Below are 12,696 nucleotides of genomic sequence, written 5' to 3'. Positions count from 1 at the left end.
CCGATTAAGGATGGCTTCTCTGACTGATTGAATGTCTGGCAGTGTCCTACTCTCACATGGGGAGACCCCACACTACCATCGGCGCTACGGCGTTTCACTGCTGAGTTCGGCATGGGATCAGGTGGGACCACCGCGCTGTTGCCGCCAGACAAATTCTGTTTTCAATCCCGAACAAGCCCGCTTTCTCTGAAACTTCTCTCTCTCAAACCCCAAAACACCTTCGGTGTTGTCAGGTTAAGCCGCACGGGTCATTAGTACCGGTTAGCTCAACGTCTCGCAACGCTTACACACCCGGCCTATCTACGTCCTCGTCTCGAACGTTCCTTCAGTGTCCTCTAGGGACAAGGGAAGACTCATCTTAAGGCAAGTTTCCCGCTTAGATGCTTTCAGCGGTTATCTCTTCCGCACTTAGCTACCGGGCAGTGCCATTGGCATGACAACCCGAACACCAGTGGTGCGTCCACTCCGGTCCTCTCGTACTAGGAGCAGCCCCTTGCAATCTTCCAACGCCCACGGCAGATAGGGACCGAACTGTCTCACGACGTTCTAAACCCAGCTCGCGTACCACTTTAAATGGCGAACAGCCATACCCTTGGGACCTACTTCAGCCCCAGGATGTGATGAGCCGACATCGAGGTGCCAAACACCGCCGTCGATATGAACTCTTGGGCGGTATCAGCCTGTTATCCCCGGAGTACCTTTTATCCGTTGAGCGATGGCCCTTCCATACAGAACCACCGGATCACTATGACCTGCTTTCGCACCTGCTCGAGCCGTCACTCTCGCAGTCAAGCTAGCTTATGCCATTGCACTAACCTCACGATGTCCGACCGTGATTAGCTAACCTTCGTGCTCCTCCGTTACGCTTTGGGAGGAGACCGCCCCAGTCAAACTACCCACCAGACACTGTCCGCAACCCGGATAACGGGCCGACGTTAGAACATCAAACATTCAAGGGTGGTATTTCAAGGATGGCTCCATGCAGACTGGCGTCCACATTTCACAGCCTCCCACCTATCCTACACATCAAGGCTCAAGGTTCAGTGTCAAGCTATAGTAAAGGTTCACGGGGTCTTTCCGTCTTGCCGCGGGTACACTGCATCTTCACAGCGAGTTCAATTTCACTGAGTCTCGGGTGGAGACAGCCTGGCCATCATTACGCCATTCGTGCAGGTCGGAACTTACCCGACAAGGAATTTCGCTACCTTAGGACCGTTATAGTTACGGCCGCCGTTTACTGGGGCTTCGATCAAGAGCGTCGCCTTGCGGCTAACCCCATCAATTAACCTTCCAGCACCGGGCAGGCGTCACACCGTATACGTCCACTTTCGTGTTTGCACAGTGCTGTGTTTTTATTAAACAGTTGCAGCCAGCTGGTATCTGCGACTGGCCTCGGCTCCGAAAGCGTGTTTCTTCACCTAACGCCAGCGTGCCTTCTCCCGAAGTTACGGCACCATTTTGCCTAGTTCCTTCACCCGAGTTCTCTCAAGCGCCTGAGTATTCTCTACCTGACCACCTGTGTCGGTTTGGGGTACGATTGACCATAATCTGACGCTTAGGGGCTTTTCCTGGAAGCGGGGCATCAGCAACTTCAGCACCGTAATGCCTCGTCATCGTGCCTCAGTGTCCTGGATAACCGGATTTGCCAAGTTATCCCACCTACACACTTAAACCGGGACGACCGTCGCCCGGCTTGCCTAGCCTTCTCCGTCCCCCCATCGCAATTATGGCCAGTACAGGAATATTAACCTGTTTCCCATCGACTACGCTTTTCAGCCTCGCCTTAGGGGTCGACTCACCCTGCCCCGATTAACGTTGGACAGGAACCCTTGGTCTTCCGGCGAGCGGGTTTTTCACCCGCTTTATCGTTACTTATGTCAGCATTCGCACTTCTGATACCTCCAGCAAACCTCACAGTTCACCTTCACCGGCTTACAGAACGCTCCCCTACCCAACAACACATTCGTGTCGCTGCCGCAGCTTCGGTGCATGGTTTAGCCCCGTTACATCTTCCGCGCAGGCCGACTCGACCAGTGAGCTATTACGCTTTCTTTAAATGATGGCTGCTTCTAAGCCAACATCCTGGCTGTCTGAGCCTTCCCACTTCGTTTCCCACTTAACCATGACTTCGGGACCTTAGCTGGCGGTCTGGGTTGTTTCCCTCTTCACGACGGACGTTAGCACCCGCCGTGTGTCTCCCGTGATAACATTCTTCGGTATTCGCAGTTTGCATCGGGTTGGTAAGTCGGGATGACCCCCTAGCCGAAACAGTGCTCTACCCCCGAAGATGACTTCACGAGGCGCTACCTAAATAGCTTTCGGGGAGAACCAGCTATCTCCCGGTTTGATTGGCCTTTCACCCCCAGCCACAAGTCATCCGCTAATTTTTCAACATTAGTCGGTTCGGTCCTCCAGTTAGTGTTACCCAACCTTCAACCTGCCCATGGCTAGATCACCGGGTTTCGGGTCTATACCCTGCAACTTAACGCCCAGTTAAGACTCGGTTTCCCTGCGGCTCCCCTATGCGGTTAACCTTGCTACAGAATATAAGTCGCTGACCCATTATACAAAAGGTACGCAGTCACCCTGATAAATCAAGGCTCCCACTGCTTGTACGTACACGGTTTCAGGTTCTCTTTCACTCCCCTCGCCGGGGTTCTTTTCGCCTTTCCCTCACGGTACTGGTTCACTATCGGTCAGTCAGGAGTATTTAGCCTTGGAGGATGGTCCCCCCATGTTCAGACAGGATACCACGTGTCCCGCCCTACTCGTTGAGCTCACAATACCAGCGTCTTCGGATACGGGGCTCTCACCCTTTACTGCCGGCCTTTCCAGACCGTTCTCCTGACACTCATATCGCTGATGGCTCTGGGCTCCTCCCCGTTCGCTCGCCGCTACTGGGGGAATCTCGGTTGATTTCTTTTCCTCGGGGTACTGAGATGTTTCAGTTCCCCCGGTTCGCCTCCTTACCCTATGGATTCAGGTAAGGATAGTGCAACGGATTGCACTGGGTTTCCCCATTCGGACATCGCCGGCTGATAGCGCTTCATATCAGCTCACCGGCGCTTTTCGCAGATTAGCACGTCCTTCATCGCCTCTGACTGCCTAGGCATCCACCGTGTACGCTTAGTCGCTTAACCTCACAACCCGAAGGTGTCTTCGGACTGGAGTTTTTGAGAGACTCATCAATGTTATCATTCAACAACATCGATTGTTTCAAATTTTCAGCTTGTTCCAGATTGTTAAAGAGCTAATATTGCTAAACCGACGCGCACGTCCGCTTAACAATATTTCATCGGCACCGGCTTTCACCCGATACCTGAGCAAGATGGCGTCCCCTAGGGGATTCGAACCCCTGTTACCGCCGTGAAAGGGCGGTGTCCTAGGCCTCTAGACGAAGGGGACTTTAAGTCTTCTTCGCAGACGCTTGCTCTGCTTTCTTTCATCAGACAATCTGTGTGAACACTCACATTTCACCATCTTCGGTTAAGGAGGTGATCCAACCGCAGGTTCCCCTACGGTTACCTTGTTACGACTTCACCCCAGTCATGAATCACAAAGTGGTCAGCGCCCTCCTACAGGTTAAGCTACCGACTTCTTTTGCAACCCACTCCCATGGTGTGACGGGCGGTGTGTACAAGGCCCGGGAACGTATTCACCGCAGCATTCTGATCTGCGATTACTAGCGATTCCGACTTCATGGAGTCGAGTTGCAGACTCCAATCCGGACTACGACAGACTTTATGAGGTCCGCTTGCTCTCGCGAGGTCGCTTCTCTTTGTATCCGCCATTGTAGCACGTGTGTAGCCCTACTCGTAAGGGCCATGATGACTTGACGTCATCCCCACCTTCCTCCGGTTTATCACCGGCAGTCTCCCTTGAGTTCCCACCATAACGTGCTGGCAACAAAGGATAAGGGTTGCGCTCGTTGCGGGACTTAACCCAACATTTCACAACACGAGCTGACGACAGCCATGCAGCACCTGTCTCAGCGTTCCCGAAGGCACGCCTCTATCTCTAAAGGCTTCGCTGGATGTCAAGAGTAGGTAAGGTTCTTCGCGTTGCATCGAATTAAACCACATGCTCCACCGCTTGTGCGGGCCCCCGTCAATTCATTTGAGTTTTAATCTTGCGACCGTACTCCCCAGGCGGTCGATTTAACGCGTTAGCTCCGGAAGCCACAGCTCAAGGCCACAACCTCCAAATCGACATCGTTTACAGCGTGGACTACCAGGGTATCTAATCCTGTTTGCTCCCCACGCTTTCGCACCTGAGCGTCAGTCTTCGTCCAGGGGGCCGCCTTCGCCACCGGTATTCCTCCACATCTCTACGCATTTCACCGCTACACGTGGAATTCTACCCCCCTCTACGAGACTCTAGTCAACCAGTCTTAGATGCCATTCCCAGGTTAAGCCCGGGGATTTCACATCTAACTTAATTGACCGCCTGCGTGCGCTTTACGCCCAGTAATTCCGATTAACGCTTGCACCCTCCGTATTACCGCGGCTGCTGGCACGGAGTTAGCCGGTGCTTCTTCTGCGGGTAACGTCAATCATAAAGCGTATTCGGCTCTATGCCTTCCTCCCCGCTGAAAGTACTTTACAACCCGAAGGCCTTCTTCATACACGCGGCATGGCTGCATCAGGCTTGCGCCCATTGTGCAATATTCCCCACTGCTGCCTCCCGTAGGAGTCTGGGCCGTGTCTCAGTCCCAGTGTGGCTGGTCATCCTCTCAGACCAGCTAGGGATCGTCGCCTAGGTGAGCCTTTACCCCACCTACTAGCTAATCCCATCTGGGTTCATCCGATGGCGTGAGGCCCGAAGGTCCCCCACTTTGCTCCTCAGAGGTTATGCGGTATTAGCCACCGTTTCCAGTGGTTATCCCCCTCCATCAGGCAGATCCCCAGACATTACTCACCCGTCCGCCGCTCGCCGGCAGGAAAGCACGCTTCCCCCCGCTGCCGCTCGACTTGCATGTGTTAGGCCTGCCGCCAGCGTTCAATCTGAGCCATGATCAAACTCTTCAATTAAAAGTTTGATGCTCAAAGAATCTTACTGTTAGTTCATCATGAATTAACTGTCAGGTCACTCTTTAAGACTTTAATCTTTTTTGCCTTTCGGCATATCGATAGTGTCTTGCGAGTGCCCACACAGATTGTCTGATTAATTTGTTAAAGAGCATTGGCAACCGGAAGTGCCTTCCGGGTTGCGAGGCTGCGTATCTTACGCTTTTCGCCGCCAGAGTCAAGCGATTATTTTCGCTTTTCTCTCACCGTCCTGCGCGGCCTGTTTCAGCTCAGCGTCGGTCAGTGGTGGCGCATTATAGGGGGTTTTACGGCGCTGACAATAGTTTTTTTTAATTTTTTTTCTGTTCGTGGTTTTTTTCAACAAAAATGGTAATTATGCGTGTTTTACACCCTAAAATTGATGACTTAAACAACAATCATAAAGGCAAAGTTCTTATGCAATGATTGTTGTGCAATTGCCTACGGCAACTGTTAATTGGCCTTAGAGCAAGTTATTGATTGATTAATAACCAATAAATGGTTTGAGTTTGATATAGTAAGATATTATGTATTCACTATCATTAAAAAATAAACGGGATATCTAATGGTCAAATCCGCACGCAGTATGTCGGGGTTACCTTGGATTGCGGCGATAGCTTTTTTTATGCAGTCTTTAGATGCCACAATTCTTAACACTGCACTACCGGCGATTGCAAAAAGTCTTAATCACTCTCCACTAGCAATGCAACCCGCCATTGTCAGTTATACCTTAACTGTAGCGATGCTAATTCCCGTAAGCGGTTGGCTCGCTGATAGGTTTGGCACTCGTACGGTATTCATTTATGCTGTTTCCTTCTTTTCTTTAGGTTCACTTGCTTGTGCACTGTCACACAATCTCTCTTTCTTAGTTGTATCCCGCGTTATTCAAGGTATAGGTGGGGCGATGATGATGCCTGTTGCCCGCCTGACTTTACTAAGAACATATCCACGTAGTGAATTACTACCTATTTTGAATTTTGTCACCATGCCAGGGTTACTCGGCCCGATTTTGGGTCCCATGCTCGGTGGATTGTTAGTGACCTATGCAACATGGCATTGGATCTTCATCATCAATATTCCCATTGGCTTATTAGGTATCATTTACGCCAGAAAGAATATGCCTAATTTAACTATGCCCAAATGCCCTTTCGATTTTCTGGGATTCATGCTGTTTAGTATGGGCTTGGTAACGATTTCGGTCAGCTTTGATTTATTTGGGGATCACTCATTCTCTGGCTATATTCCTCCCGCTTTATTTTCTGGCGGTATCATTATGCTATTGGGGTATACTTTCCATGCTAAAAGACACTCAAATCCCCTCATTAACCTCCAGTTGTTCCAAACACGCACATTTTCAATCGGTATTGCCAGTAATATTGCTACTCGGCTAAGTACTGGCTCGCTTTCATTTATTATTCCTTTGATGCTACAAGTGGGGTTTGGATTTTCAGCAGTCATTGCTGGCATAATGATGGCACCGAATGCTATTGGCTCAATTTTAGCTAAATCTTTTGTGACCAATATATTGACCCGCTTTGGATATCGAAACACCCTCATTTGGGTCACGATCATTATTGGCGTAATGATTTCACAATTTTCGCTACAGACACCGGAACTCCCCATCGTATTTTTGATATTCCCTCTTTTTATATTGGGAATGGTAATGTCCACACAATTCACAGCAATGAATACAATCACCTTAGGTGATCTGAATGATAACAATGCAAGTGCCGGTAACAGCTTGCTGGCAGTCACTCAGCAGTTATCCATCAGTTTTGGGGTGACTGTCAGTGCGGCAGTCCTGAGATTTTATGAGTCAATGAGCGATGGTTCTACGGTAGAACACTTTCACTATACATTTATCACAATAGGTACGATTACTTTGGCTTCTGCTTTTATTTTTTTACTTTTAAATAAAGAGGATGGCAGCAATTTGGTGAAGAAAAAGCAACCTAAAAAATGATGTTATCAACGCTGACCTACAGAATCTCGCTCAATAAGTTTCGGAGTCAATACTAATTGTTTCGGTTCACTATCTGGATTATCTATTCGATAGAGCAACATATCTATAGCTAACTTACCTAACTCATCTTTTGGTTGATGAATTGTCGTCAAAGGAGGGGTCAAATAGGAAGCTATAGCAATATCATCATACCCAATGACAGAAATGTCTCTAGGAATAGCAAGCCCCACCTGATATAAAGCCTGATAAACACCAATCGCCATAGCATCATTTCCCGCAAAAACTGCTTCGGGAATTTCAGGTAATTGGAGAAGTTTTTTCATTGATAACAATCCCCCCGTAAATTCATAATCACTGTGGATTTCATAACCATCTGGGATCTCAAGCCGAGCATCTCTCATTGCTTTTCGATATCCAGCCAGACGCTGAAGGGAAAGAGGTATATTCTGTGAGCCTGCGATACAGGCAATTTTGCGAAACCCTCGATTAATCAGATAAGATGTGGCTAATTCCCCTCCGAACAGAGAATTATCTTTAATAACATCACTAAAAGCGTCAAAAGGAGACCAATCCAATGTCACTATTGGCACTAGCGGATATCGCAATAGAAAGTCTTTGGATAACAATTTATGTTCGGAACTCATAATTAAAAGACCATCAACACGTTTTTGCAATAGTGTTTCCATACTGCGAATCATACGGGTAACACTACCTTCGGTATTACACAGAATTAAACTGTATCCCCGTTCGTAACAATTCTTTTCTACACTTCTAACGACTTCAGAATAAAAAGAGTTATCACTGGTAGTAACCAACATACCAATAGTTTTGGTTTGCTTGACTTTCAAGCTCCTTGCCAAAGCAGACGGCGCATAATTCAATTCCTCAATCGCTGCATTGACTTTCTTTTTCACGTTTTCACTGACATAACGATTGCCATTAATCACATGAGAAACTGTTGATGTTGATACGCCCGCCAGACGAGCAACGTCCTTCATGGTAGCCACGTTTAATCCTGTTCAGATAGAAATGCGTCAATTTCATTCCGCCACGGAACTGCAGGCTGCGCTCCCTGACGCGTAACTGCAATCGCAGCCGCAGCATGTGCAAAGCGGATCGCCGACAATATCTCTTTTCCTTCCAGCAATCCCGTTACCAAGGCGCCATTAAATGTATCTCCAGCAGCAATTGTGTCGATCGTTTTTACTTTAAACCCGGGAACAATTTTCCCTTCCTTATCTTTTTCACTCAGCCATACACCTCGACTACCCAATGTAATAATGACCGTTTCTATACCCTTATCATGTAAAGCCTGAGAGGCTTTGTCCGCCCCAACATCATCTTTTACGGCAATGCCAGTCAAGTACTCTGCTTCGGTTTCATTCGGCGTGATAATATCTACCAACGAAAGTAATCGATCCGAGATTTTCTGTGCGGGTGCTGGATTCAAGATCACTTTGGTATGATGTTTCTTAGCCGTTTCAGCAGCAAGTTGTACTGTTTCCAATGGAGTTTCAAGTTGCAATAATAATGCATCAGCATCTTTGACTACTTGGTCATAACGAAGGAAATAATCAGGAGTTAACCTCCCATTCGCCCCTGCATTAATGCCAATAACATTTTCACCCTGCCGATTGACAAAAATCAGAGCAACACCCGTTGTTTCCCCTTCAATCACTTCAATTGAGGAGATATTGATATTATCTTTCACCAACTGTTGGCAAACACGTGTACCAACGTCATCTTGGCCAACGCAAGCAATAAATGTAATGTCAGCACCACAACGACCAGCAGCAACTGCCTGATTTGCTCCTTTTCCTCCAAAGGCAACCTTATACTGTTTTCCCCTCACTGTTTCCCCTGGTTGGGGAAAAGAGTTAAGATTCAATATGTGATCTACATTGATGCTACCCATCACAACCAGTTTTGCCATACTCATTACATTTATTCCTGTGTAAAAATAATGCAGCCATTAGTTTTAATGGCTGCATGAATAATGTTGATTATTTCTTCACAACTAATTCCAGTTCAACCGGAATAATGGCATCAACTTTTTCACCTTTCAGTACTTTGTCCGCGGCCTGAACGCCGATGATACCTATTTGATCCGGACGCTGTGCGATCGTTGCTCCCAATTTACCGCTCTGTACAGCCTTAAGAGCATCGTCAGTGCCATCAAATCCGACAACCAACACATTTTCTTTACCGACTGCCTGCAATGCTCGCAATGCACCAAGAGCCATTTCATCATTTTGAGCGAAAACAGCTTGTACTGACGGATGAGCTGTCAGCAGGTTTTGCATGACATTCATTCCCTTTGTGCGATCATAATCAGCGGGCTGACTAGCCAACATATTGAATTTGTACTTTTGGGCTGCCTGACCAAAACCTTCACCACGTTCACGCGCACCTGAAGCTCCTGGAATACCTTCCAATTGAATGACTTTGACATCATTACCTAATTTCCCAGCGATAAAATCAGCTGCCATTTTGGCACCTAAACGGCTGTCGGAGGCAATATAGCTGATAACGTTGCCCTTATACGCTGAACGGTCAAGAGTAATAACCGGAATATTCGCCTTATTTGCCACGATCACTGCATTACCAACAGCATCCGAGTCGGTTGGGTTAATTAACAACAATTTTATGCCACGAACTGTCAAATCTTGTACATTGGCCAACTCTTTTGCCGGATTATCCTGAGAATCAAGTACAATCAAGTTATATCCCAGCTTATCAGCCTCTTTTTGTGCACTATCTTTCATTGTGACAAAAAAAGGGTTATTCAAGGTTGAAATAACCAATGCAATGCTATCTTTCGCCAGTGCATTAGCACTTATAGTGGTACTCAATACCATGGCGGAGAGAATAGTTGCCAGCTTCTTCATTTTCATGTTGTTTTTTCCTGTAGGGTGAGGTTATTTACTGCTTTTGTTATCAACCAAGACCGCCAATAAAATAACAACTGCCTTGACGATCATCTGGTAGTTGGAAGAAATACCTAATAAGTTCAAACCATTATTCAAAAAGCCTAAAATCAACGCACCAATCAACGTACCAACAATTCGCCCCTTACCTCCTGCCAAACTGGTTCCACCCAGTACGACTGCTGCAATAGCATCCAGTTCATAACCACTTCCGGCCATCGGTTGAGCAGAAGATAATCGGGCAACTTCGATAATACTGGCCAATGCAGCCAACAGGCCACATAGGGAATAAACGATTATTTTTATTTTATCAACACCAATACCTGATAAACGTGTTGCAGATTCATTTCCGCCTAATGCGTAGATGTAACGACCAAGACGAGTGTGGTGAAGAATGAACCAAGCCGCGACAAACACCAGCAACATAATCCACATAGGCGCAGGTACTCCTAATGGACGCCCAATACCAAACCAACCAAACAGATCAGCATTGTCACTGAAACCGGTATTAATCGGACTCCCATCGGTATAAACCCGAGTCACTCCGCGTAGCAATAACATCATCACCAATGTTGCAATAAATGCCTGAACCTGGCCTTTTGCAACAATCACACCAGTGCAGGCCCCAATTGCAGCCCCCAATACCAAAGCCCCAGCAACCGCGACCAAAGCATTGATATCTGCTCCAACCATTGATGCCGCTACAGCACCAGTCAGAGCCAACAAAGAGCCAACTGATAGATCAATTCCTGATGTCAGAATAACCAACGTCATGCCTACCGCCATGATAGCGTTGACAGAAGTTTGCTGAAGGATGTTAAACAGGTTATTCAATGTGAAAAAATTGGGGCTAAGGGAAGAAACGACGGCAATCAAAAATAAGAGCGCAATAAGTGACTTCTGCTCCATCAACCATGTTTTCGTAAACCAACGTCGGGAGGCTGGCGCTATACTAGAATTCATATCCATTATCCTTGACCATTCTCTTTTAATTGCATCGTATTTTGTTTACCAACAGCAGCGGCCATCAACACTTCCTGAGAAATACCATTCACATTGAATTCCCCACTGATACGACCTTCATACATAACCAGAATACGATCACTCATTCCCATCACTTCAGGCATTTCAGAAGAAACCAAAATAATGCTCAAGCCTTCTTTTTTAAACTGATTGATAAGCTGATAGATTTCCTTTTTCGCCCCAACATCTACGCCTCGGGTTGGCTCATCAAGGATCAACACCTTTGGACGAGTCATCAATCCACGGGCAATCGCAACTTTCTGCTGATTACCCCCGGAAAGCAGTCTCATCGTCTGTTCCATTGAGGGGGTTTTGATATTGAACAACTTAATGAAGTCGGCAACGGATTTTTGTTCTGCGGAGTGATTCAAGAAACAAAAATTTCGGCTGAAATAACGTAATGCAGTGAGGGACATATTCTCTTTGACCGACATTCCCAAAACTAACCCATCACGCTTGCGGTCTTCCGAAATATAGACAATACCATTGGTCAGCCCTTCCTGCGGACTATGGATCGTCAGCGGTTTCCCATCAAGCAAGATCTTGCCTTCAGTTTTTGGCAAAGCCCCGTAAATCACCTTCATTAATTTAGTACGGCCAGCGCCCATCAAACCGGAGATCCCCAGAATTTCTCCACTAAACAGGGAAAAACTGACATTATTGATTCCCGATCCAGAGAGGTTTTCCACTTCCAATCGTTTTTCACCTCTCGGTAGATTCAAACGCGGGTATTGCTCCTCCAACTTGCGCCCCACCATCATTTCGATCAATCGCTCTTCATTCAGAGCATTGACAGGCTGTTCACCAATAAATTGCCCATCACGCAATACCGTCACATCATCACAAATTTTAAAAAGCTCTTTCAAACGATGGGAAATATAGACAATGCCACACCCTTGCGCTTTCAGTTCCCGTATGACATGAAACAAGGATTCAGTTTCGGTATCCGTCAAGGCATCTGTGGGTTCATCCATAATGATAACTTTGGATTGGAAACTCAGCACCTTGGCAATTTCTACCATTTGCTGCTCACCAATAGACAATTCAGAAACAAGCCGACGGCTGCTGTAATGGATATTTAAACGCCTCAGTAAGTTATCGGCTTCTTCATACATTTTTTTCCAGTTAATGACACCCAATTTATTAACGAATTCACGTCCCAAGAAAATGTTTTCGGCAATCGTCAATTGAGGGATAAGATTTAGCTCTTGATGAATAATACCAATACCTGATTCCTGAGAGGATTTAGTCCCTGAGAAAGCCACATCCTGCCCAAGATAACGGATCGTGCCAGCATCTTTTGTATAAATGCCGGTCAAGACTTTCATCATTGTGGACTTGCCAGCACCGTTTTCGCCGACTAACGCCATCACTTTCCCGGGATAAACACGCAATGCAGCTCCTGACAATGCTTTTACCCCAGGAAAAACCTTATCAATTCCCTTTAACTCCAGTAATGGCCCCATAATAACCTCAGACAGTTACACTTTTCTCTTTCAGAATGCTATGACTGACATACTTTATCGCAATTGCATTTCCCTGTTGTATTTCGAGAGCAGCAATACGCTTGATGATTTGCTTATGTATTTACGGATTGTGTTCAATAATTTCAGCGGCCAAAATGACCGCTTCAACTTGTACTTCCTGAACAACAACATCAAAGACAGATAACAGATCGGATGTTCCCTGGGTTAGCGCTAAATCAATTCTTTGGGTAGATAATGGGATAGTTTTCATT

General features: G+C 46.7%; 7 protein-coding genes, 1 tRNA gene and 3 rRNA genes. 1 reads left to right on the top strand and 10 read right to left on the bottom strand.

Annotated elements, in window-relative coordinates:
* Positions 1-33: 33 nt before the first annotated feature.
* The 4 genes from rrf to BDE27_RS05605 form a co-directional block, all read right to left on the bottom strand.
* Positions 34-149: ribosomal RNA gene (gene rrf / locus BDE27_RS05620) — 5S ribosomal RNA — on the bottom strand.
* Between the two features lie 81 nt (positions 150-230).
* Positions 231-3,140: ribosomal RNA gene (locus BDE27_RS05615) — 23S ribosomal RNA — on the bottom strand.
* A 189-nt stretch (positions 3,141-3,329) separates the two neighbouring features.
* Positions 3,330-3,405 (bottom strand) — tRNA-Glu (locus BDE27_RS05610).
* Positions 3,406-3,487: 82 nt separating this feature from the next.
* Positions 3,488-5,030: ribosomal RNA gene (locus tag BDE27_RS05605) — 16S ribosomal RNA — on the bottom strand.
* The 16S, 23S and 5S rRNA genes sit together here with 1 tRNA gene alongside, the layout of an rRNA operon.
* A gap of 580 nt (positions 5,031-5,610) precedes the next feature.
* On the opposite strand from BDE27_RS05605, the gene mdtD reads away from it, so the two are divergent.
* On the top strand, positions 5,611-7,008 hold the full coding sequence (gene mdtD, locus BDE27_RS05595; protein WP_099132892.1) for a multidrug transporter subunit MdtD: 1,398 nt from the start codon (positions 5,611-5,613) through the stop codon (positions 7,006-7,008).
* A 5-nt stretch (positions 7,009-7,013) separates the two neighbouring features.
* Here the strand turns inward: mdtD and rbsR are convergent, their stop codons facing one another.
* The 6 genes from rbsR to BDE27_RS19855 all read right to left on the bottom strand — a co-directional run bounded on the left by rbsR (position 7,014) and on the right by BDE27_RS19855 (position 12,695).
* The gene (rbsR, locus tag BDE27_RS05590) at positions 7,014-8,015 is read right to left on the bottom strand and encodes a ribose operon transcriptional repressor RbsR (protein ID WP_167450549.1); all 1,002 of its coding nucleotides are present in this window, start codon (positions 8,013-8,015) and stop codon (positions 7,014-7,016) included.
* Positions 8,016-8,017: 2 nt separating this feature from the next.
* Entirely contained in the window at positions 8,018-8,947 is a 930-nt protein-coding gene (gene rbsK / locus BDE27_RS05585) for a ribokinase (RefSeq protein WP_099132893.1), read from the bottom strand.
* A 64-nt stretch (positions 8,948-9,011) separates the two neighbouring features.
* Positions 9,012-9,902, bottom strand: coding sequence for a ribose ABC transporter substrate-binding protein RbsB (gene rbsB, locus BDE27_RS05580; RefSeq protein WP_099132894.1), 891 nt, complete (start codon positions 9,900-9,902; stop codon positions 9,012-9,014).
* A gap of 24 nt (positions 9,903-9,926) precedes the next feature.
* A complete protein-coding gene (rbsC, locus tag BDE27_RS05575) occupies positions 9,927-10,898 on the bottom strand; it encodes a ribose ABC transporter permease (protein ID WP_099132974.1) in 972 nt (323 codons plus the stop codon).
* A gap of 5 nt (positions 10,899-10,903) precedes the next feature.
* Positions 10,904-12,424 carry a ribose ABC transporter ATP-binding protein RbsA gene (gene rbsA, locus BDE27_RS05570; RefSeq protein ID WP_099132895.1) on the bottom strand — a complete coding sequence of 507 codons (1,521 nt, stop codon included), beginning with the start codon at positions 12,422-12,424 and terminating at the stop codon, positions 10,904-10,906.
* A gap of 121 nt (positions 12,425-12,545) precedes the next feature.
* Positions 12,546-12,695 (bottom strand): RbsD/FucU domain-containing protein, encoded by a 150-nt coding sequence (locus tag BDE27_RS19855; RefSeq protein WP_244208697.1) that lies wholly within the window; start codon positions 12,693-12,695, stop codon positions 12,546-12,548.
* Position 12,696 lies beyond the last annotated feature (1 nt).

The sequence above is a fragment of the Xenorhabdus ehlersii genome, assembly GCF_003610465.1.
Taxonomy (GTDB): domain Bacteria; phylum Pseudomonadota; class Gammaproteobacteria; order Enterobacterales; family Enterobacteriaceae; genus Xenorhabdus; species Xenorhabdus ehlersii.
Note: the sequence above shows the minus strand (reverse complement) of the source record. Positions and strands in the feature narration are given on the sequence as shown.

Excerpts from the sequence above, each read along its gene's own strand:
- rbsC (WP_099132974.1), bottom strand. The coding sequence starts at position 10,898 with ATGAATTCTAGTATAGCGCCAGCCTCCCGACGTTGGTTTACGAAAACA.
- BDE27_RS19855 (WP_244208697.1), bottom strand. The coding sequence starts at position 12,695 with ATGAAAACTATCCCATTATCTACCCAAAGAATTGATTTAGCGCTAACC.
- rbsA (WP_099132895.1), bottom strand. The coding sequence starts at position 12,424 with ATGGGGCCATTACTGGAGTTAAAGGGAATTGATAAGGTTTTTCCTGGG.
- rbsK (WP_099132893.1), bottom strand. The coding sequence starts at position 8,947 with ATGAGTATGGCAAAACTGGTTGTGATGGGTAGCATCAATGTAGATCAC.
- rbsB (WP_099132894.1), bottom strand. The coding sequence starts at position 9,902 with ATGAAAATGAAGAAGCTGGCAACTATTCTCTCCGCCATGGTATTGAGT.
- mdtD (WP_099132892.1), top strand. The coding sequence starts at position 5,611 with ATGGTCAAATCCGCACGCAGTATGTCGGGGTTACCTTGGATTGCGGCG.